Here is a 19790-nt window from a genome sequence, read left to right as displayed (position 1 = left end):
ATACAACGGGCCGCCGGGACGCACCGATCGAGTGAACGGGGTTGACACGAGACGCCGGGCTCCGGCCGCGGCTCAGCGCTCGTAGTCGTCGTCCTCCGGCACGACCACGCGCTGCTCCGCGACGTCGGCCGGGTTCGCCTCCGACGGCATGCCGCCCGGGTCCACCACCGGCTCCTCGGCGTCCTCGGGGGGTGCGGCCTCGCGCTGCTGCTCGGCCACGTCGGCGTCCGGATCCTCGTTGCCCATGTCGCTCACCTCTCGTCGGGGGTCGCGCGTGCGCGCAGAGACTGCCCGCAGCCCGCGCGGATCACACCTCCGCCGACGGGATGCGGGACCGGTGGTCAGCAGGCGGCGGTCTCCGCGCTGGTCGTCAGGGTGAGGATCGCGGCGGCGAGCGGCGGGACCACCGTGCGGTTGATGGCGTGGCCCATGCCGGGGATGCGGACCAACCGGCCGCCCCCGAGCGTCCGCGCCAGCTGGCCGGCGTTCGGCGGCGGGAAGGCCGGGTCCTCCGGCGCCTCGATGACGAGCGTCGGCACCGTGACCGTGGCCAGCTCCGCACCGCGCTCGAGGCCAGCGGTGTCCATGCGCGCGTGGGCGACCACGGCGTCGTGGCGCCCGGAGTGCGCGGTGATCCGCTCCTCGAGCGCGCGGAACTCCGCGGCGTCGAACGGGGTGCCCGTGCCGTTGAGCAGCCGCCAGTGCTCCACGCGCCAGTCGATCTCGCCCTCCGGGTCGCGCGGGTCGTCGAGCTCGGCCCACAGGCGCAGCAGGGCCGGGTCCGGCCCGGGCGGGGGCGGCGCGGACGCGGTCGGCTCGGCGAACGGCAGCGGACCCGTGCAGAACAGGGTGGCCGTGGCGAGCCGATCGGGGTGGTCGAGCAGCAGGAGCTGCACCAGCAGGCCGCCCATCGACATGCCGACCACGTGGGCCCGCGGCACGTCGAACGCGTCGAGGACCGCGATGGCGTCGTCCGCGAGGTCGGTGATGCCGTAGGGGGCGTCCTCGAACGCGGCGGTGGAGCGCCCGGTGTCGCGATGGTCGTAGCGGATGATGCGGTGGTGCTCGGCGAGCTGGGCGACGAGCGCGTCCGGCCAGGCGAGGCCGGAGGCGTTGGCCCCCATCACGAGCAGCAGCGGCTCGCCCGGGTGCGATCCGGTGGCGGGGATGTCTTCCGCCCACAGGCGGACACCGGGTGCGACGTCGACGTAGCGTTCCACGGCGTGCAGCCTGCCGGTCGGCGGTGCTCCGTGTCGATCCCGAGTGGCGCCCGCGTGGCGGGCGCCACCCCGCCCGGGCCCGGCTGTCGGTCGTGCCTAGGCCGGGCCCGGGGCGGTGGGTGTCACTTGAGGGCGTCGATCAGCGCCTGGCGCTGGCGGTCGCCCAGGCCCGCGGCGCGGCGCGACGCGTCGATGCCGGTCTGCTCCAGCAGCTGCGAGACCTTGGCGGGGCCGTAGCCCGGCAGGCTCTTGAGCAGGTCGGCGACCTTCGTCTTGCCGACGACCTGGTCGGACTTCGCGCGGTCGAGGACCGCGGGGATCGTCTGCTCGCCGCGAGCGATCGCGTCGCGCAGCTCCTTGCGGGCGGTGCGGGCGGCCGCGGCCTTCTTCAGGGCCTCGGCGCGCTGCTCGGGAGTGAGCGTGGGCAGTGCCATGTCGACTTCTCTCCTCTCCAGGCGTCCACCCCGGACGGGATGTGCGCAGGTCATCTTCGCTGTCAAGCCTGACAGAACGGCGCAGCGCCACGCGCGCGCCCCCCGATCCGCGCCGAACGGTCGCCGCCGGTCATGGGTGGTACGGGCCCGTCGCGGGCCCTCCTCAGCCCCGGAACGGCAGCGGTTCGAGCCCGCGAACTCCGGGCAGGCACCGGTACAGGGCGCCCGCGCGTTCGTCGGCGCCACCGGCGCCCCGTTCCGAGGTCGTGATCCACAGCTCGTCCAGCTCGGGACCGGCGAAAGCGCAGGCAGTGGGGTGTGTGGTGGGTACCCGGACCACGGTGTCGAGCGCCCCGTCCGGGGTGTAGCGGTGCACCGCGGAGCCGCCCCACAGCGCCACCCAGACCGCACCCTCGGCGTCGACCGTGAGCCCGTCCGGCGTGCCGCCCTCGACGGCCACGAAGCGCTCCCGGGAGGTCACCGAGGGTGTCGCGAAGTCGACGGTGAGGATGTCGACGGCGCCGGTTCCGGAGTCGACGTAGTAGGCGCGGGACCCGTCGGGCGACCAGCACAACCCGTTCGAGGTCGACACGCCGGTGAGCATCGTGGCGACCGAGCCGTCGGGCGCGAGCCGGTAGAGGGCGCCGCGCCCGCTCCCGCCGTCCGTGCCCATCGAACCGCACCAGAACGCGCCCGCCGGGTCGCAGCCGCCGTCGTTCATCCGGACCGTCGGGTCCGACCACAGCTCGCCCAGCGGCCGCGCCTCGCCCTCGCCCTCCGAACCCGGCTCGTCGAGCAGGCCGAAGCCGCGGCTCAGCCCCACCACCCACCCGCCGCGGGCCCGGGGCCGCAGCGCGGCGAGCAGGTCGCCCACGTGCCGGCGGCGGACCTGCGCGAGCTCGGCCCCGTCGCGCAGGAGGTCGACCGTGAGCAGGTCCCCCCGGTGCATGTCCACCGACGCGAGCACGCCCCGGCTCGCGTCCCACACGGGCCCCTCCCCGTGCTCGGCGACGGCGGGGGTGGCCTGCTCGGCGACGATCTCTCGAGTCATGCGCCCAGTAGACCAACGTGGGGCGGGCCCCGCCGGGCCGACGGGGACGGCGTGCTCGCCTGCGGCTGCTCGCACACACCTCCGGGGCGCGGCACACATGTCTGGTCGTGTGTGCCGAGCCCTGCCGGTGTGTGCGAGCGGCATCCTCGGTGGGGAGACCCGGCTGAGGGCGCGTGATCGGTGCGAGTCGTACGTGAGCGTCCTCCCGGCCGCGCTCCTGTACGTCTCGCGGGTCGGCAGGCGGCATGATCGCCAGGAGTGGTGTCACGGCGACAGAAATGTCGCTCTCACACCACTTCTGCCGATCATGCGTGGTCAGGTCGACCTGTGTGCTGTTCTCGCGCGGCTGGACGGCCGTCACGTCCACCTGACCATGCAGAACCTCCTGTGGGCGCGCCGTGCCCGGCTCGCGACCACCGCCTCCCGCGCCGGCCGGGGTCTTCGTCCGGACCGCCCCCTCCTCCTGGCCCCTCCCGTCGGGGAGATGGTCGAGTGGGCAGAACTACCGAATGACGTGGTCGCCGTGACGGCCGTCCCCGACTGCGCGGCACGCCCGCCCGGGACGAGACCGTTCCCGCTGGGTGCCACGCGACCGGCTGTGGTCCCGGTGCGCCCCTTCATCCACGCGATCCGGACAATTCTGGCAGTCATGGGCCAATGATCGGCGGGGGCGGGACATGCGCTGCAGTGGCAGCTCGAGTCCCATCCTCGCTGATCAAGGCCTTGGTAGGGGGTGGAACGGCACCACCGCCAGTCGCGTGGCACCCGGCAGGGCGTTCTCGTCCGGAACTGGCGTGCCGCGCAGCCGGGGACGGCCGTCACGGCGACCACGTCACTCGGTAGTGGTGCCAACCCGGCCACTCCCGTACGGCAGGGTGGCGCTCGGCGCCGGGGTGATCGCGCGGAAGGCCGGGGCGAGGGGTGGGGCAGCTCGCCTCGAGCCGGGAACGGCGCGCCCACGGGAGGCGCACGCGAGAACCGGCGGACCGATTCGGGTGAACGGAACACCAGAGCTGTCCAGACAAGATCGAACAACCCTGGTGTTCCGTTCACCCGCAGACGGACAGCGGCGCCCCGCTGGTGGGCGGGGCGCCGCTGTGCCGTGGGATCAGGCGCTCGTAGCGGCCTTCTCCGGCTCGGGGGCGGGAGTGGTCTCGCCGCCGTGGTGGTCGTCGTCGAGCATCGTGGCCTCGTCGAACGGGTCCTCGCCGCGCAGCACGCGGTCCGCCTTCTCGCGGTCGAGCTCGCCGACCCAGTGCCCGATCAGCACGGTCGCGACGGCGTTGCCTGCGAAGTTGGTGAGGGCGCGGGCCTCGGACATGAACCGGTCGATCCCGACGATCATGCCGACGCCGTCGACGAGGTCGGGTCGGTGCGAGGCCAGCCCGCCGGCCAGCGTCGCGAGGCCCGCGCCCGTGACGCCCGCCGCGCCCTTCGACGCGATGATCATGAACAGCAGGAGGGAGATCTGCTCGCCGATCGAGAGCGGGCTGCCCATGGCGTCGGCGATGAACAGCGAGGCCATCGTCAGGTAGATGGCGGTGCCGTCCAGGTTGAACGAGTAGCCGGTGGGGACCGTGATGCCGACGACCGGCTTCGAGATCCCGGCGTGCTCCATCTTCGCGATCAGCCGCGGCAGCGCCGACTCCGACGACGAGGTCGAGACGATCAGCAGGAACTCGCGGCCGAGGTAGCGCAGCAGCGAGAAGATGTTCATCCCGGTCACGAGCCGCAGGAGGAGCCCGAGCACGACGAACACGAAGAGCGCGCAGGTGATGTAGAAGCCCGCCATCACCTGGAACAGGGCGCCGATCCCGGACCAACCGGTCTCGCCGATCACGGCCGCGATCGCGCCGAACGCGCCGACCGGGGCCACCCACATGATCATCGCCAGCACCCGGAACACCAGCCGCTGCAGGTGCTTCACGCCCCGCAGCAGGGGCTCGCCGGAGCGGCCGAGCGCCTGCACGCCGAACCCGACGAGCAGCGCCACGAAGAGGGTGGACAGCACGCTGTCGCCGACCAGCGGGGAGAACAACGTCGTCGGGATGATCCCCATCAGGAACTCGGAGGTCGACTCGCCCTCCGGGGCCTCGTAGTGCTCGAGGCCGCCCAGGTCCAGGCCGGTGCCGGGCTGCAGGATGTTGCCCACGACCAGGCCGATGACGAGCGCGATCGTGGACATCGTGAGGAAGTAGCCCAGCGCCAGCCCGCCGACGCGACCGACCTTCGCGGCCTGCCGGATCGAGCCGATGCCCAGGACGATCGTGCAGAAGATGACCGGGGAGATCATCATCTTGATCAGGTTGACGAAGGCGGTGCCCACCGGCTTGAGCGCCTCCCCGACCGCGGGGGCGACCAGGCCGACGACGACGCCCGCGAGCACGGCGATGATGACGGCGATGTAGAGGTAGTGCGTGCGATCCCGCCGGGGTGGCGCGCTCTTGTCTGTCACGGGGTTCCTCCGGGGCCGACGACGGTGGTGGCGTTTGCACGGGTACCGGGTGACCGGTGACCATCGCCGCGAGCATGCGGGCCGGTGTGGCTACGGTTCCGCTTTCGTTCATTTCGGTAGACGACGGGTGGAGCACCGGATGGGGCGCGCACACGGGTGGAGCCTCGCCCGGCAGCTGTTCGCGCTGCAGGCCGCGATCGTGGGGATCGTGCTGACCGGGCTCGCGGTGGCCACGTACTGGCAGTTGCAGGAGACCGAGCGCGCGGCGACCGCCGAGGAGATGCTCGGGATCGCGCACACGCTGGCCGCGTCGCCGGAGGTGCTCGCCGCCCTCGACGACCCGGACCCGGCGCTGGCCCTGCAGCCCCTCGCCGAGCGCGTGCGCCTCGACACGGGCACCGACTTCGTGGTCGTGATGACGCCGCAGGGCATCCGCTACTCCCACCCGACGCCCGCCGAGATCGGGCGCACCTTCGTGGGCACCATCGGTCCCGCGGCGGCGGGCGAGACCGAGTTCACCGAGACCTACACGGGCACGCTGGGCCCGTCGGTGCGGGCGGTCGTGCCGGTGCTGGACGGCGGCCGGGTCGTCGCGCTGGTGTCGGTGGGCCGCTCGATCACCGCGGTGGCGCAGGACCTCCAGCGGCAGGTGCCGCTGGTGCTGGGCGCGGCCGCGGTGGCGCTGTTGCTGGCGGCGGCCGGGTCCTGGCTGGTGAGCCGCTGGCTGCGGCGCTCGACGCACGACCTCGGGCCCGCGGAGCTGTCCCGGATGTACGAGTACTACGACGCGGTGCTGCACGCGGTGCGGGAGGGGCTCCTGCTGCTGGACCGGGAGGGCCGCGTGCAGTTGGTGAACGACGAGGCACGGCGGCTGCTCGCGCTGCCGGGGGAGGTGCACGGGCGGCGGGTCGACGAGATCGGCCTCCCGGCCGTGCTGGGCGACGCGCTGGCCGACGGCGGCCCGCGCGACGACGAGATCCACCTGACCGCCGACCGGATCGTCGTCGTGAGCCAGGGTGCCGCCCGCTGGGCGGGGAGCCACCTCGGCACCGTCGTCACCCTGCGCGACCACACCGAGCTGCGGGAGCTGGTGAGCGAGCTGCAGACCGTCCGCGGGTTCGCCGACTCGCTGCACGCCCAGGCCCACGAGGCCGCCAACCAGCTGCACACCGTGATCTCGCTGATCGAGCTCGGCCGCGCCGAGGAGGCGCTGGAGTACGCCACCGCCGAGCTCACCGTCTCCCAGCACCTCACCGACGCCGTCGTCGACGGCATCGCGGTGCCCGAGCTGGCGGCGCTGGTCGTCGGCAAGGCCGCCGCGGCGGGGGAGCGGGGCGTCGAGCTGAGCGTGGACGAGGGCACCCGCGTGCCGGCGGGCGTGGCCGATCCGCGCGACCTGGTCACGATCGTGGGCAACCTGCTCGACAACGCGGTCGACGCCGCGCAGGACGCCCCGGCGCCGCGCTGGGTGCGGTTCGGGGCCGGGATCGCCGACGGCGCGGTGGAGCTGCGGGTGCGCGACAGCGGCCCCGGCGTGCCGGCCGAGGACGTGGAGCGGGCCTTCGAGCGGGGTTTCAGCACGAAGGTGAGCAGCGCCGGGCACGACGGTCTCGGCCGCGGGCTGGGCCTCGCGCTGGTGCGGCGGGCGGCCCAGCGCCACGGTGGCAGCGTGCGGCTGGCGGGTCCCGCGGAGTTCACGGTGCGCCTGCCGCTGGTGCGCGCGTGATCCGCACGCTCGTCGTGGAGGACGACCCGGTGGCCGCGGCGGCGCACGCCAGCTACGTCGGCCGGGTACCGGGCTTCACGGTGGTCGCGAGCGCCGCGACCGGCGCCGACGCGCTGCGCGTGCTGGCCACCACGCCGGTGGACCTCGTGCTCCTCGACGTCCACCTGCCCGACACCAGCGGCCTCGAGGTGCTGCGCCGGATGCGCGCCACGGGCGACACCGCGGACGTGATCATGGTGACCAGGGCCCGCGACATCGCGGTCGTGCAGGCGGCGGTCGCGTTCGGGGCCACCCAGTACCTCGTCAAGCCGTTCACGTTCAGCGCGGTGCGCCGGAAGCTGGAGAGCTACCTCGGGTACCGGCAGCGGCTCGGCTCCGGCCCGGTGGTGGCGCAGGACGACGTCGACGAGCTGTTCGGCACGCTGCGGGCGCCGGTCGGGGCGGGCGGCCTGCCCAAGGGCGTGAGCCGCGAGTCGCTCGACGCGGTCGCCGGGGTGCTCGCCGGCGCCGGGGAGGGTGGCCGGACGGCGGCCGAGGTGGCCGAGGCGGTCGGTGCGTCCCGGGTGACGGCCCGGCGCTACCTCGAGTACCTGGTGCAGACCGGGCTCGCCGAGCGGGACGCCCGCTACGGGACGGCCGGGCGCCCGCAGACGGAGTACCGCTGGCGTCCGGGCGGCACAACGGGCTAGCTGACGGTCCCCACCGGCCCCGTCAGCCGCAGGACTGCGCGAGCGAGGTGGGCGCGGCCGACGCCGCCTCCACCGACTCCTCGTCCTGCGCGTCCTCGTCCTCGTCCTCGTCGTCGGCGTCGGCGCCCCGGGCGGCCGCGGTGGGCGGTGCGCTGGTGGGGGCGGGAGGAGGTGCGGGCCGGTTGATGGCGTCCTGCACGACCTCGCGCATGTACTCGAAGTCGGGGTCGCCGGTCTTGAAGAACCCGTCCTCCTCGCCCGGGTCGGGCAGGTTCGGGTCGAACGCCACGCTCTCCAACGAGATGCCGCCTTCGCCGCCGGCCAGCGCGGCGAGGGCCGGGAGCACTTCCTGGGGGATGTTGGTCGCCACGCTGTTGGTGGTGGCCGCGGCGACGGCCTGGAAGTTGGTGAGCAGGTCGGTGGGGCTCTTCTGGGTGAGGATGTTCTGCAGCAGGCAGCGCTGCCTGCCCATCCGCGCGTAGTCGGTGGACCCGGTGCGGGAGCGGGCGAACGCCAGCGACTGCTCACCGGAGAGCACCTGGACGCCCGGCTCGATGTAGCCGTCCGGCCTGACGTGGCGGCCGCTGGGTGTGATGCCACCGATCGGGATGCGCTCGGGACCGACGTCGACGGTGAGGCCGCCGAGCGCGTCGATGATCGAGGCGAACCCGGCCATGTTGACCTCGACGAAGTAGTCGAGCTGCAGCCCGAGCATCTCCGACACGGTCTGGTGCAGCAGGTTGAGCCCGGGGTCGGGGGTGGGGCCGCTCGGCGCGAGCTCGGGGTGCTGGAGCCCGTAGGCGTAGACGGCGTTGAGCAGGTAGTCACCCGACAGCGGGTCGGAGCTGTCGTGGAACCCGCGGGGGAACTCCTCGTCCATCGGGGAACCCGGCGGGAACTGGGCGTAGCTGATGTTGCGGGGCAGCGAGAACAGGACGGTGCGCCCCGTGCGGGTGTCGATGTTCGCGACCATCATCGTGTCGGTGCGGGCGCCGGTGCGGTCCGGTCCGGCGTCGCTGCCGACGAGCAGGATGTTCAGCCGGGGCTTGGCGATGGCCTCGGCCGCCGCCGTGCCGCCACCGCCTGCGAACAGGTCGTTCAGCAGGTTGCGCTGGGAGTTGGCCAGGTTGGCGCCGAAGCCCAGCGGGGCGGCCACCACCAGGCACAGCGCGGTGACGGCCCCGACGCCCACCACCTTGTGCGCGAGGCCCAACCCGCGCGGGCGCGCGAGCAGGTAGGTGCGGACGATCACGGCCATCCACGCGAGCGCGGCCACCACGCAGCCGATCGCACCCATGACGAGCACGTTGGACGACAGGGCCGTCTCGAGCAGCGCCGCGTAGTCGGAGGTGAGGACGAGGATGGCGAGCACCGCGAGCACGAGCACGAACGTGCCGAGGATCACGGCCCCGCTGCGGGTGCGGCGCAGGAGCAGGTGCCCCGATCCCGGCGCGATCGTGGCCGCGGCGGTGGCGGCCAGCGCGCGCCCGAAGCTGCGCTGCGGCTGGTCCTCCGCCCCGGCGGCGGGCCGCTCCTCCGCCTTGCCCGCACCCTTCTTCTTCTCCGGCTCACCCTTGTGCGCGGTGGACGACCGGCCGCCCGACTTGCGCAGGACGGACGTGCGGGGTGGGGGGAGCGCGCGGTTGCGCGTCGTGGGCAGCTCGGCGTCGTCGGGCGGCGGGGTGGCGGGCCGGGCCGGAGCCCTGGGCGGTGCGGCCGGCGCCGGGGACGGCGCGACGCCGTTCGGGCGCTTCGGCGGGGGCGTGCGGGGCGGTGCGGGGCGGCGCGGCTCGGCGGGCGCGCGGCGGGCCGTGGGGGCGGAGGCGGACTTCGGTACCGGACGGGTGGCGGGCTCGTCGCGGGGCCGCGGGGGCCGGCGTGCGGGGGCCTGCTGGATCGGGACCTGCCGGGTGGCGCTGTCGGCAGGCAGCACCGGACGGCGCGGTGGCTGCGGGTGCCGCGACGGGGGGACCGCGCGCTGGCCGCGGTCGTTGCGGCGGGCCGCGGGCGGCGGGGCCTGCTGCGGGCGGGGCGGTTGCCGCGGAGGGGGCACGGCACGTTCGCGACCGGGTGTGCGCCGTCTGTCGTCGGTCACGGTGTTCACCCCCTCCTGGGTCGGGTACAAGCCACCTGGCTCAGGTCCGCCGGAGCCTACTGCGAGTGATCGCAGGCGCCGAGGCGCACCTCTTCGGTGGGGGATTCGAGAACTTCGTTCCCCGCTCCTTGCCGGTGCCCGGCACGAGCCGGCGGCACCCGGCCGACGATACGGACCGCGACGGCGGCTCGCGGCCCGTCCGTCAGACTGGCCACATGGAGGCAACCCCGCGGCGCCATGCAGCGGCGACGGCGGCCGCCGTGGTGCTGGCCGGCGGCAGCGGCACCCGGGTGGGCGCCGAGCGCAACAAGGTCTACCTGCCCCTGCGCGGCAGGCCCGTGCTCGCGTGGTCGCTCGCCACCTTCACGGGGATGGCCGACATCGGCGTCGTCGTGCTGGTCGTGCGCGACGCCGACCGCGAGTCCGCCGAGCGGGTGCTCGCCGAGCACGCCCTCGCGGGTGTCGAGGTGGTCACCGGTGGTGCGACGCGCCAGGAGTCCGAGCTGGCAGGCCTGCGTCGCCTCGCCGGCCGGATCGAGGACGGCGCGGTCGACGCGGTCCTCCTGCACGACGCCGCGCGCCCGCTCGTGGGCCGGCCGCTCGTGGCCGCGGTGCTGGCGGCGGCCAGGGAGAGCGGCGGCGCGGTGCCGGGCCTGTGGCGCGACGACCTCGCCACGGCCGCGCCGGACGGGGCCGGCCTGGCCGGCGCGGGCCCCGGTCCCCTCGTCGCGGTGCAGACCCCGCAGGGGTTCCGGGCCGCCCCGCTGCTCGCCGCGTACGAGGAGGCCGCCCGGTGCGGGTTCGCGGGCACGGACACGGCGTCGTGCATGCAGCGCTTCGCCCCCGAGGTGCCCGTTCGCCGGGTGCCCGGCGACGAGCGGAACTTCAAGATCACCTACGCGCACGACCTCGTCGTCGCGGAGCACGCGCTGGCGGCGTCCGGGTGACGCGGTGCACGCGCTCGGCCGTGTGAGCGCCTGCTGATCGGGTAATCCGACCTCCGACGGGCCGGCAGCAGGACGGCCGCAGGCCGCACGGAGGTCGATGGTGGTGCGTTTCGACGGGGCGCAGCTGTCCGTGGAGGTGTGCTCCCCCCGCTTGCGGATCGTGCGGGTGGCGGGCGTGCTCGACCGGACGACGGTGGGTCGGCTGGCCGGTGTGGTCGCGACCCAGCTCACCCGGCCGGGTAGTGCCGGGCACATCGTCGTGGACCTCGGCGAGGTGAGCTTCTTCGGCACCGACGACCTCACCCCCATGCGCCAGGCCCGCGACGGCGCCCGCGCCTCGGGTGTCCGGCTGCACCTCGCGGGGGTCAGCGCGCGCGAGTCGCTGCTGCCGGTGGCGATCACCAGTGCGCTCGCCGAGTTCTCGATGTTCGCGACGGTGGAGCGGGCCGAGCGCGAGCTGGTGGGGCCGGGTGCCGCCGTCGCGATCGGCGGGCCCCGCAGCAGCTACGGGTGGTCGTGCCCGCCGGTGCCTGCCGTCGACGGCCGTCGCGACACCCCCGCGGCCCCGCCACGGTCCTGAGCGCCGGGCCTTCAGCGGCGCGTCGGCTGGGCCAGCGCGCGCGAGATCGCCCGGGCGCTGGTGCGCAGCAGCGGTGCCAGGGCGTGCGCCGGTGCGCTGCCGTGCCGCACGACTAGTGAGACGGCGGCGACGACGGCCCCGCGGCCGTCGTGCACCGGGGCGGCGACCGAGAGCGCGTCCATCGTGACCTGGCGGTCGCTGACCGCGAACCCCGAGCTCCGGACGTCGGCGAGCATGCGGCGCAGGCGGGCGGGGTCGACGACGGTCTGCGGGGTGAACCGCTCGACGGGCGCGCGCAGCACCTCCTCCTGGACCTCCGGTGGCGCGTGCGCGAGCAGGACCAGGCCGACGCCGGTGGCCGTCAGGGCGAAGCGGCTCCCGACGCGCGAGAGCACCGGTACCGCGCCGGTCCCCGCGATCCGTTCGACGAACACCAGCTCGGTGCCCTCCCGCACCGCCAGCTGCACGTTCTCGCGGGTGATCTGGGAGAGGTCCTCCAGGTAGGGCAGCGCGCGTTCGCGCAGGCCCTGGCCGCGCGGGGCCAGCGCGCCGACCTCCCAGAGGCGCAGCCCGACGCGGTAGCGGCCGTCGTCGCCGCGTTCCAGCGCGCCCCAGGCGACGAGCCCGGCGAGCAGGCGGTGCACGGTCGAGACGGGCATGCCGGTCAGGCGCGCGATCTCGCTCAGGGTCAGCGCCGGGCGGTCCGGGGTGAACGCGTCGAGCAGGCGCAGGGCGCGGGTGAGCACGGTGTTCCCGGGCGTGGGCATGGGGGCGGCTCCGTCGTCGCGGCGGGCTCCCATCGTGCGCCCCCGAGCGGACGCGCCGGATGCGGCTTCCACACCCCGGAAGGCCGAATGCCGCGAGAGCACTGCTCTTGACGTGGCCGCCCGGCGGTGGCAGTCTCTTTGCGAGAGCAGCGCTCTCTAAAGAGATAACTGATCCGAAGGAGACGTCATGCACGAGACCGTCCTGGTCACCGGGGCCACCGGGACCACGGGCTCCGCACTGGTGGAGCTGCTGCTCGGGCACGACGTGTCCGTGCGGGCGATGGTCCGGTCGGACGCGGCGGCGGCCCGCTTCGCCGGCTCCGCCGTGACACCGGTCGTCGCCGACCTCGACGACCCCGCCGCCGTGGCCGCGGCGCTCGCGGGCGTCGACCGGGCCTACCTGGTGACGCCGTCGTCGGAGCGGGCGCAGGCCCAGCAGGTGCGGTTCGCCGAGCTCGCCGCGCAGGCGGGGGTGGCGCACCTGGTGAAGCTGTCCCAGCTCGCCGCCGACGAGGAGTCGCCGGTGCGCTTCCTGCGCTACCACGCCGCCGTCGAACGGCGGATCCGCGAGCTCGGGATCGCCGCGACGTTCCTGCGGCCCAACCTGTTCCTGCAGGGCATGCTGGCGATGGCCGGGCCGATCCGCGAGGGCCGGCTGTTCGCCCCGATCGGGGACGCGCGCGTCAGCGCCGTCGACGTCCGCGACGTCGCCGCGGTCGCGGCGGCGGTGCTGACCGGCCCGGGGCACGAGGGCGCGACGTACACGATCACCGGGCCCGCGGCCCTCACCCACGCCGAGATCGCCGCCGCCCTCGGGGACGCGACGGGCCGGCCCGTCGCGTTCGTCGACGTCCCGCCGGCCGTGTTCGCCGCGCAGCTGCGCGGCGTCCTCCCGGACTGGCAGGCCGACGGCCTGCTGGAGGACTACGCCCACTACGCGCGCGGCGAGGCCGCAGCCGTGCTGCCCACCGTCCAGGAGGTGACCGGACGGGCCCCGCGGACCGTGGCCGAGTTCGCCCGCGACCACGAGGCCGCGTTCACCCCGGTATGACGACCACGGTGATGTTGTCGCGCCCACCGGCGTCGAGGGCGAGCGCGGTGAGCGTGTCCGCGGCGGCGAGCGGGCCACCGTCGGCGAGCGCCGGGAGCGCGACGTCGGCCAGGTCCGCGGGATCCGGCAGGTAGTTCCAGAGCCCGTCCGTGCAGAGCAGCAACAGGCCGGGCCCTGGCCGGCGCACCGTCGTGACCTCCGGCTCGGTCGTGCCGGTGGCACCGAGCCAGCGGGTGATCGCGTGCGCGCGCGGGTGGCGCATGGCCGCGCCCTCGTCCAGCACCCCGGCGGCCACCATCTGCACGGCCCAGGAGTGGTCGGTGGTCAGCAGCCGGGCCCCGCCGGAACCGGCCAGCCAGTAGGCGCGGCTGTCGCCCACCCAGCCGACGGTGGTCTCCCCGCCACCGGTCGCGAGCGCGCACACCAGGGTGCAGGACGGCGCGCGGCCCCCGCGGTCGCGCTCCAGCCCGGCCACCGCGGACCCGGCGGCCGCCACTGCGGCCCGCACGCGGTCCTCGGCCGGCCCGGCCGTGGTCAGCAGCACGTCCAGCGCCGTGTCGGCGGCGACCCGGGACGCCCGCTCGGGCGTGTAGGAGGTGGAGACCCCGTCGCAGACGACGGCGGCGCGGGTGCCGTCCGGCCCGCTGCCCAGCGCCATGGCGTCCTCGTTGCGCTCGTGCCCGTAGCCCTGGTCGCTGACCCCGGCGAGCCGTCCGAGGTCGGTGTCGACGCGACCGGTCCGCGCGCCGTCCGGTTCCGCCATCGCGTCCCCCGCATCCCCCGGCTCCCGACCGGCCCGCAGGGTAGCGCGGCGCGGGGCCCCGGACGCGTCATCGCGGCGACGCGTCCACAAAGGGGTGAGGCGGTGGCTCGGGAGCGGTCCGGGTACCCGGCCGGCATGACCGACCAGCGGGACCGGCTCGCGACCTACCGCTCGATGCGCGACTTCAGCGCGACGCCCGAACCCGCGGGTGGCGACGCCGCGCCCGGCACCGGCCGGTTCGTCGTCCAGCGGCACCGGGCGCGGCGGCTGCACTACGACGTGCGGCTGGAGGTCGACGGGGTGCTGGCGAGCTGGGCGGTCCCGAAGGGGCCGTCGCTGGACCCGAAGGCCCGCCAGCTGGCGGTGCACGTCGAGGACCACCCGATCGAGTACTTCGACTTCGAGGGCCTCATCCCGCGCGGCGAGTACGGCGGTGGCGACGTCGTCGTGTGGGACTGGGGGACGTGGAGCCCGTCGGGAACCGACGACCCTGCCGGGGCGATCGCCGCCGGTGAGCTGCACTTCGACGTGTCGGGTGAGAAGCTGGCCGGCCGGTTCGTGCTGGTCCGCACGGGGAAGGACCGGTCGGGCAAGGAGCAGTGGCTGCTGCTGCACAAGAACGACGACCACGCCGTGGCCGGCTGGGACCCCGAGGAGCACCCGCAGTCGGTCAAGACCGGCCGCACCAATGACGAGGTGGCCGCGGCTCCCGAGGCGATGTGGCGCGGCGACCGGCCCGCGGCCGAGGCCGCCGTCGACCTGCGCCACCCGCCGCCGAGCTGGGACCCGCCCACCCCGGACGAGCTGGCCGCCCTCGACGCGCTCGGCCGCAAGGGCCGCTGGACCGTGCAGGGCCTCGAGGTGGCGCTCACCAACCTCGACAAGGTGCTCTTCCCGGGACGTGACGGCGAGCCGCCGGTCACCAAGCGCGACCTCGTGCGCCACCACGCGCAGATCGCGCCGTACATGCTGCCGTTCCTGCACGACCGGCCGGTGAACCTGCACCGCTACCCGGACGGCGTCGACAAGCCGGGGTTCTGGCACAAGGAGGTGCCCTCCCACGCGCCCGAGTGGCTCACGCAGTGGCGCAACGAGGAGGCCGACCCGGGCGAGACCGTCTGCTACGCCGTGGTCGACAGCGTCGCCGCGCTCGTGTGGATGGCGAACTTCGGCGCCGTCGAGCTCAACCCGTGGACCTCGCGCCTGCCCGACGTCCACGAGCCGACCTGGGCGCTGATCGACGTCGACCCCGGCGAGCGCAGCACCTTCTCCGACATCCTCGTGCTCGCCCGCCTCTACCGCACGGCCCTGGAGCACCTGGGCGTCGTGGCCGCGCCGAAGGTCACCGGCAAGCGCGGCGTGCAGATCTGGGTGCCGATCGCCGGCGGCTACTCGTTCAGCGACACGCGCGGCTGGGTGGAGAAGGTGTCCCGCGCCATCGGCCGCACCGTCCCGGACATGATCAGCTGGGAGTGGCAGAAGGACCGCCGCGGCGGCCGGGCCCGCCTCGACTACACCCAGAACGCCATCAACAAGACGCTGATCGCGCCCTACAGCGCGCGGCCCGCGGCGGGTGCGCCGGTGTCGGTTCCGATCACGTGGGACGAGCTCGACGATCCCGACCTGCGCCCCGACCGCTGGACGGTCCGCACGGTGCTCGACCGCGTGCGGGAGGCCGGCGACCCCCTGGGTGAGCTCGTCGGCCGGCCCCAGCGGCTGCCGGAGCTGTAGTCGACGCGCGCGCCTGCTCCGGCGCAGGATGCGAGTATGCACTCGTGCCGGACCGGGAGGCGGGGATGAGCGCGAGCAGGCCCGTGCGTCGCCAGGCCCGGGGCGAGCGGCGGATGGCGGAGATCCTGGACGCCGCGCTCGCGCTGTTCGCCGAGGTCGGCTACGAGGCGGCGTCCACCAACCGGATCGCGGCGCGGGCCGGGATCTCGCCGGGATCGCTCTACCAGTTCTTCGCGAACAAGGAGGCGATCGCCGAGGCGCTGTCGGCCCGGCTCGCCGCGGAGCTGGGCGCGGCCCACGCCGCGGCCTTCGACCACGTGCCGGTCGCCGACCTCCCGCTGGACGAGCTGATCGACCGGATCCTCCGACCGCTGATCGCGTTCGGCATCGCCCGTCCCGGTGCCAAGGCGCTGCTGGCGGGGCCGGACGCGCCCGCACCGCTGGCCGCGGCCACCCGGCCGCTGCAGGAGGCGGTGCTCGGGCGGGTGGCGGCGGTGATCGGCGCCCGCGCCCCCGGCCTGCCCGCCGCCGAGCGGGACCGCGCCGCCCTGGTGGCCGTCCAGATCGTCCGGGCGCTGACGGGGCCGATCGCGGCGGCCGCGGGTGCGGAGCGCGCCGCGCTCGTCGCCGAGCTCAAGCGGGTGCTGCGCGGCTACCTGGAGCCGCTGGAACGCGCTTGAGCAGGCGCTCAGCCCAGGATCTCCTGCAGGTCCTCGAGGACGAGGCCGGCTCCGGTCGGCCCGAGGCCGAGGAACCACACCTCGTCGTCGACCGGCAGCGCGGTGCCGCGCTGCACGGCGGGGAGCCGGTTCCACAGCTCGCCGCCCACGACCGAGCCCTCCGCCGTGTTCTCCTGCGGGCCGTAGCTGGAGTAGAAGACCCAGTCGGCGTCGGCCTCCGAGATCCGCTCCGGGGAGATCTCCACCGCGAGCTCCTCGATGTCCTGGTTGGGCGGGCGGGGCAGCCCGACGTCGCGCAGGACGACGCCGATCATCGACAGGTTGCCGTAGAGCCGGATGCGCTCGGGCATGAACCGCAGCAGCGAGATCGTGGGCGGATCGGTGAGGCCCGCGCGGATGGCATCGGCGCGGCGCTGGTAGTCGTTGAGCAGCTCGGTGGCCCGCGTCTCCTCGCCGAGCGCGGCGCCGGCGAGCAGCAGGTTCTCCTTCCACGGGTAGCCGGGCCGGATGCTCAGCACGGTGGGTGCGATCGCCGACAGCTCGTCGTAGAGGTCGTCGACCCGCAGCTGGCTGCCGAGGATCAGGTCCGGCTGCAGCGCCGCGATCGCCTCCAGCCGCAGCCCGTCGAGCGAGCCGATGTTGGTGCTGTCGGCGAGCTGCGGCTGCAGGTAGGAGGGGATGGTGCCGTTCGGGCTCGCGGTGCCGACCGGGACGGTGCCCAGCGCGAGCGCCGCGTCGATCTCGCCGGTGTCGAGAACCACGACCCGCTCGGGCTTGCGCTCCAGCCGCGTGGTGCCCCGCGCGTGGGTGACCGTGCGCGGGAAGACGCCCGGGCCGACGTCGGCGCCGAGTGCGGCGGTGGCCTCGTCGGCCGTGGAGAACAGGCGGCCGCCGGTGGCCACCTCCGTGTTGCCGGGGCCGCCCGACGGGGCCTCGGAAGCCCCGCCGCACCCCGTCACCAGGGCCAGGACCAGTACCCCGACCGCCGCCGTCCACCTCATCGAGACTCCCTCTCCGCAAACTGAGGGAAGCCTAGCCTCGGTTCGTCAGACCGGGATGACCGCACCCGCGAAGGTCTGCTCGATGTAGGCCTTCACCTCCGGAGACTGCAGCAGCTGCGCCAGCGCCGTGATCCGCGGGTCGCCCTGCAGCTCGGTGCGGGTCACCAGGCCGTTGGCGTTGGGGTTGCCCTCGGCCGACTCGAGCACGATCGCGTCCTGCGCCGGGTTCAGCCCGGCGTCGATCGCGTAGTTGCCGTTGACGACCGACGCGTCGGTGTCGTCGAGGCTGCGCGGCAGCTGCGCCGCCTCCAGCTCGCTGAACTGCAGGTTCTTCGGGTTGGTGGCGATGTCACGCGGCGTGGCCGTGGTGTCCGAGCCGGGGTTGAGCGTGATCAGGCCGTTGGCCGCGAGCAGCCGCAGGCCGCGCGCCTCGTTGGTGGCGTCGTTCGCGATGCCGATCGTGGCGCCGTCGGGCAGCGCGGCGAGGTCGGTCAGCGTGCGCGAGTAGAGCCCCAGCGGCTCGACGTGCACCGGCGCGACCCAGGCGAGGTCGGCGCCGCTGGTGGCGGTGAAGTCCTCCAGGTAGGGAACGGTCTGGAAGTAGTTCGCGTCGAGCGAGCCGTCCACCAGCGCGGTGTTGGGCTGCACGTAGTCGGTGAACTCGACGACGTCGATCTGCAGGTTCTGCGCCGGGGCGAGCTCGTCGGCGACGTAGCGCAGGATCTGCCCGTGCGGGGTGGGGGAGACGCCGACGCGCAGCGGGGCGGCCGGGTCGGTGGGCGCCGCGGCCTCGGGCGCGCCCGCGCCGCAGGCGGCGAGCGTGACGGCGGCCGTGAGGGCGGCGACGGTGGACAGGAGCGCAGAGCGCAGTCGCATGACGGGCGGGGTCCTTCCGGGAAGGTCAGGCAGACGCGTGCCGGCGGCGGTCGAGCCGCCGGGCCGCGAGGGTGAAACCGAGCTGGACCAGGGAGGTCAGCACGGCGAGGACGAGCACGGTGCTCCACAGCACGCGGTCGTCGAAGCGCTGGTAGCCGATCCGCACGGCGACGTCGCCGAGGCCACCGCCGCCGACGACGCCTGCCATCGCGGAGTAGCCGACGAGCGTGATCGCGGTGACGCCGATGGCACCGAGCAGCGCGGGCACGGACTCCCGCAGCAGGACGCTGCGGACGATCTTCCACGTGGTCGCGCCGGTCGTCACCGCGGCCTCGACGACCGCGACGTGCACCTCGGCCAGCACGTTCTGGACGAGCCGCCCGACGAACGGGATCGCCCCCACCGCGAGGGGCACGATCGCCGCGGTCGGGCCGATCGTCGAGCCGACCAGGAACCGGGTGACCGACAGCAGCAGCACGAGCAGCACCAGGAACGGCATCGCCCGGCCGAGGTCGACCACCGCGCCGAGCACGCGGTGCACGGCGGGCCGCGGGTGCAGCCCGCCGGGCGCGGTGAGGTGCAGCAGCACCCCGAGCGGGATGCCGAACACCGCGGCCAGCACCGTCGACACGCCGACCATGTAGAGGGTCTCACCGGTCGCGGGCACGAGCAGGTCGACCACCTCGGCCCAGGCCGTCGGCTCGCGGCTCATGCCACCACCACCGGGGTCGGGACGCGCTCGACCGCGGCGCCCGCGTCGGCCAGCGTGGCCAGTGCGGCGTCGGCCCCGCCGCCGTCCAGCCCGATCCGGAACCGCGCCACGGGCACTCCCGCGAGGTCGGTGAACCCGCCGCCGAGCAGCGTGAGCTCGGCGCCGTGGCGCGTGGCGGTGCCGGACAGCAGCGGGCTCGCCGCGGCGTCCCCGGTGAGCACGACGTCGGCGACCACCCCGCGGTCGGGGAGGAGCGCGTCGTCGAGCGGGGGCAGCAGCGCCGTCGCGGCGCGGCTACCCGGGCGGGTCACCAGGTCCAGCACCGACCCGTGCTCGACGACACGCCCGTGGTCGAGGACCGCGATCGTCGCGCAGATGCGGCGCACCACGAACATGTCGTGGGTGACCACGAGGACGGTGACCCCGAGCTCGACCCGCGCCCGCTCCAGCACGTCGAGCACGGACGCGGTGGTCGTGGGGTCCAGGGCGGAGGTCGGCTCGTCGGCCAGCAGCACCCGCGGACGGGCTGCGAGCGCGCGGGCCACGGCCACGCGCTGGCGCTGGCCGCCGGAGAGCTGGTCGGGGTAGGCCGCGGCCTTGTCGGCGAGGCCGACCAGCTCCAGCAGCTCCCCGACCCGCACCCGCCGCTCCGCGCGGTCGGCCCCGGCGGCCTCCAGAGGCAGCGCCACGTTGCCGGCGACGGAGCGCTGGCGCAGCAGCGAGTCGCCCTGCGGTACGACGCCGATCCGCCGGCGCGCGTCCCGCAGCGCCCCGCCGCGCAGCGCGACGAGGTCGGTGCCGTCCACCCGGACCGCGCCCGAGTCGGGCCGCTCCAGCAGCGGGATGCAGCGCGCCAGCGTGGACTTGCCCGCGCCGCTGGGCCCGACGACACCGCAGACGGTGCCGGCGGGGACCTCGAGGCTGACGTCGTCGAGGGCGCGCAGCGGGCCGGTCGGGCCGGGGAATGCCTTGGTCAGGTGTTCGACCGAGATCACGGGTGCTCCAGGCACGC

At 74.8% G+C, this 19790-nt stretch carries 19 protein-coding genes; 7 read left to right on the top strand and 12 right to left on the bottom strand.

What is annotated here, in order from left to right:
* Positions 1–72 precede the first annotated feature (72 nt).
* The 5 genes from FB558_RS43490 to FB558_RS29315 form a co-directional block, all read right to left on the bottom strand.
* Positions 73–246, bottom strand: a complete 174-nt coding sequence (locus FB558_RS43490) for a hypothetical protein (protein ID WP_170231577.1) — start codon at positions 244–246, stop codon at positions 73–75.
* A gap of 95 nt (positions 247–341) precedes the next feature.
* Positions 342–1220, bottom strand: a complete 879-nt coding sequence (locus tag FB558_RS29330) for an alpha/beta fold hydrolase (protein WP_142058802.1) — start codon at positions 1218–1220, stop codon at positions 342–344.
* Between the two features lie 122 nt (positions 1221–1342).
* Positions 1343–1654, bottom strand: a complete 312-nt coding sequence (gene mihF, locus FB558_RS29325) for an integration host factor, actinobacterial type (protein ID WP_094920041.1) — start codon at positions 1652–1654, stop codon at positions 1343–1345.
* Positions 1655–1817: 163 nt separating this feature from the next.
* A complete protein-coding gene (locus tag FB558_RS29320; RefSeq protein WP_211366904.1) occupies positions 1818–2705 on the bottom strand; it encodes an SMP-30/gluconolactonase/LRE family protein in 888 nt (295 codons plus the stop codon).
* A gap of 1108 nt (positions 2706–3813) precedes the next feature.
* Positions 3814–5160, bottom strand: a complete 1347-nt coding sequence (locus FB558_RS29315; RefSeq protein WP_142058801.1) for a cation:dicarboxylate symporter family transporter — start codon at positions 5158–5160, stop codon at positions 3814–3816.
* Between the two features lie 139 nt (positions 5161–5299).
* On the opposite strand from FB558_RS29315, the gene FB558_RS29310 reads away from it, so the two are divergent.
* Together FB558_RS29310 and FB558_RS29305 are read left to right on the top strand one after the other, a co-directional pair.
* Positions 5300–6886 carry a sensor histidine kinase gene (locus tag FB558_RS29310; RefSeq protein ID WP_142058800.1) on the top strand — a complete coding sequence of 529 codons (1587 nt, stop codon included), beginning with the start codon at positions 5300–5302 and terminating at the stop codon, positions 6884–6886.
* Positions 6883–7575: a response regulator gene (locus FB558_RS29305; RefSeq protein ID WP_142058799.1), complete on the top strand. Its 693-nt coding sequence runs from the start codon at positions 6883–6885 to the stop codon at positions 7573–7575. The genes FB558_RS29310 and FB558_RS29305 overlap by 4 nt, the downstream gene beginning before the upstream one ends.
* A 22-nt stretch (positions 7576–7597) precedes the next feature.
* Here FB558_RS29305 and FB558_RS29300 read toward each other — a convergent pair whose 3' ends face one another.
* Positions 7598–9670 (bottom strand): LCP family glycopolymer transferase, encoded by a 2073-nt coding sequence (locus tag FB558_RS29300; protein ID WP_142058797.1) that lies wholly within the window; start codon positions 9668–9670, stop codon positions 7598–7600.
* A gap of 215 nt (positions 9671–9885) precedes the next feature.
* Between FB558_RS29300 and FB558_RS29295 the strand changes: the two genes are divergently transcribed.
* The gene (locus tag FB558_RS29295) at positions 9886–10617 is read left to right on the top strand and encodes an IspD/TarI family cytidylyltransferase (protein WP_142058795.1); all 732 of its coding nucleotides are present in this window, start codon (positions 9886–9888) and stop codon (positions 10615–10617) included.
* A gap of 97 nt (positions 10618–10714) precedes the next feature.
* Entirely contained in the window at positions 10715–11197 is a 483-nt protein-coding gene (locus FB558_RS29290) for an STAS domain-containing protein (RefSeq protein ID WP_142058793.1), read from the top strand.
* Between the two features lie 11 nt (positions 11198–11208).
* Here the strand turns inward: FB558_RS29290 and FB558_RS29285 are convergent, their stop codons facing one another.
* Positions 11209–11964, bottom strand: a complete 756-nt coding sequence (locus FB558_RS29285; protein WP_142058791.1) for an IclR family transcriptional regulator — start codon at positions 11962–11964, stop codon at positions 11209–11211.
* Positions 11965–12151: 187 nt separating this feature from the next.
* Between FB558_RS29285 and FB558_RS29280 the strand changes: the two genes are divergently transcribed.
* Positions 12152–13015 carry an NmrA family NAD(P)-binding protein gene (locus FB558_RS29280; RefSeq protein ID WP_142058789.1) on the top strand — a complete coding sequence of 288 codons (864 nt, stop codon included), beginning with the start codon at positions 12152–12154 and terminating at the stop codon, positions 13013–13015.
* Here FB558_RS29280 and FB558_RS29275 read toward each other — a convergent pair.
* Entirely contained in the window at positions 13002–13778 is a 777-nt protein-coding gene (locus FB558_RS29275; RefSeq protein ID WP_142058787.1) for a PP2C family protein-serine/threonine phosphatase, read from the bottom strand. The genes FB558_RS29280 and FB558_RS29275 overlap by 14 nt on opposite strands.
* 135 nt (positions 13779–13913) lie before the next feature.
* Here FB558_RS29275 and FB558_RS29270 point away from each other — a divergent pair, with 135 nt between their 5' ends.
* Complete coding sequence (locus tag FB558_RS29270) at positions 13914–15509, top strand: non-homologous end-joining DNA ligase LigD (RefSeq protein WP_142058785.1); 1596 nt, start codon at positions 13914–13916, stop codon at positions 15507–15509.
* Positions 15510–15574: 65 nt separating this feature from the next.
* Entirely contained in the window at positions 15575–16189 is a 615-nt protein-coding gene (locus tag FB558_RS29265) for a TetR/AcrR family transcriptional regulator (protein WP_246106814.1), read from the top strand.
* 8 nt (positions 16190–16197) lie between these two features.
* Here the strand turns inward: FB558_RS29265 and FB558_RS29260 are convergent, their stop codons facing one another.
* From FB558_RS29260 to FB558_RS29245, 4 genes are read right to left on the bottom strand one after another with little or no spacing between them, the layout of a single operon-like run.
* Positions 16198–17190 (bottom strand): ABC transporter substrate-binding protein, encoded by a 993-nt coding sequence (locus tag FB558_RS29260; RefSeq protein ID WP_142058783.1) that lies wholly within the window; start codon positions 17188–17190, stop codon positions 16198–16200.
* Between the two features lie 45 nt (positions 17191–17235).
* A complete protein-coding gene (locus FB558_RS29255; protein ID WP_142058781.1) occupies positions 17236–18066 on the bottom strand; it encodes a MetQ/NlpA family ABC transporter substrate-binding protein in 831 nt (276 codons plus the stop codon).
* A gap of 25 nt (positions 18067–18091) precedes the next feature.
* On the bottom strand, positions 18092–18778 hold the full coding sequence (locus FB558_RS29250; protein ID WP_246106813.1) for a methionine ABC transporter permease: 687 nt from the start codon (positions 18776–18778) through the stop codon (positions 18092–18094).
* Positions 18775–19773 carry a methionine ABC transporter ATP-binding protein gene (locus tag FB558_RS29245; protein ID WP_142058780.1) on the bottom strand — a complete coding sequence of 333 codons (999 nt, stop codon included), beginning with the start codon at positions 19771–19773 and terminating at the stop codon, positions 18775–18777. Before FB558_RS29245 ends, FB558_RS29250 begins: the two co-directional genes overlap by 4 nt.
* Positions 19774–19790 lie beyond the last annotated feature (17 nt).

This window comes from Pseudonocardia kunmingensis (genome assembly GCF_006716445.1).
In the GTDB taxonomy this organism is placed as follows: domain Bacteria; phylum Actinomycetota; class Actinomycetes; order Mycobacteriales; family Pseudonocardiaceae; genus Pseudonocardia; species Pseudonocardia kunmingensis.
The sequence above is the reverse complement of the archived record's forward strand: the minus strand, read 5'-3'. Positions and strand labels throughout refer to the sequence as shown.

Bases quoted from the DNA above. Each gene is read 5' to 3' on its own strand.
- FB558_RS29295 (WP_142058795.1), top strand. From the start codon at position 9,886: ATGGAGGCAACCCCGCGGCGCCATGCAGCGGCGACGGCGGCCGCCGTG.
- FB558_RS29280 (WP_142058789.1), top strand. From the start codon at position 12,152: ATGCACGAGACCGTCCTGGTCACCGGGGCCACCGGGACCACGGGCTCC.
- FB558_RS29260 (WP_142058783.1), bottom strand. From the start codon at position 17,190: ATGAGGTGGACGGCGGCGGTCGGGGTACTGGTCCTGGCCCTGGTGACG.
- FB558_RS29255 (WP_142058781.1), bottom strand. From the start codon at position 18,066: ATGCGACTGCGCTCTGCGCTCCTGTCCACCGTCGCCGCCCTCACGGCC.
- FB558_RS29265 (WP_246106814.1), top strand. From the start codon at position 15,575: ATGAGCGCGAGCAGGCCCGTGCGTCGCCAGGCCCGGGGCGAGCGGCGG.
- FB558_RS43490 (WP_170231577.1), bottom strand. From the start codon at position 246: ATGGGCAACGAGGATCCGGACGCCGACGTGGCCGAGCAGCAGCGCGAG.
- FB558_RS29275 (WP_142058787.1), bottom strand. From the start codon at position 13,778: ATGGCGGAACCGGACGGCGCGCGGACCGGTCGCGTCGACACCGACCTC.
- FB558_RS29320 (WP_211366904.1), bottom strand. From the start codon at position 2,705: ATGACTCGAGAGATCGTCGCCGAGCAGGCCACCCCCGCCGTCGCCGAG.
- FB558_RS29310 (WP_142058800.1), top strand. From the start codon at position 5,300: ATGGGGCGCGCACACGGGTGGAGCCTCGCCCGGCAGCTGTTCGCGCTG.
- mihF (WP_094920041.1), bottom strand. From the start codon at position 1,654: ATGGCACTGCCCACGCTCACTCCCGAGCAGCGCGCCGAGGCCCTGAAG.
- FB558_RS29290 (WP_142058793.1), top strand. From the start codon at position 10,715: ATGGTGGTGCGTTTCGACGGGGCGCAGCTGTCCGTGGAGGTGTGCTCC.
- FB558_RS29285 (WP_142058791.1), bottom strand. From the start codon at position 11,964: ATGCCCACGCCCGGGAACACCGTGCTCACCCGCGCCCTGCGCCTGCTC.
- FB558_RS29270 (WP_142058785.1), top strand. From the start codon at position 13,914: ATGACCGACCAGCGGGACCGGCTCGCGACCTACCGCTCGATGCGCGAC.
- FB558_RS29250 (WP_246106813.1), bottom strand. From the start codon at position 18,778: ATGAGCCGCGAGCCGACGGCCTGGGCCGAGGTGGTCGACCTGCTCGTG.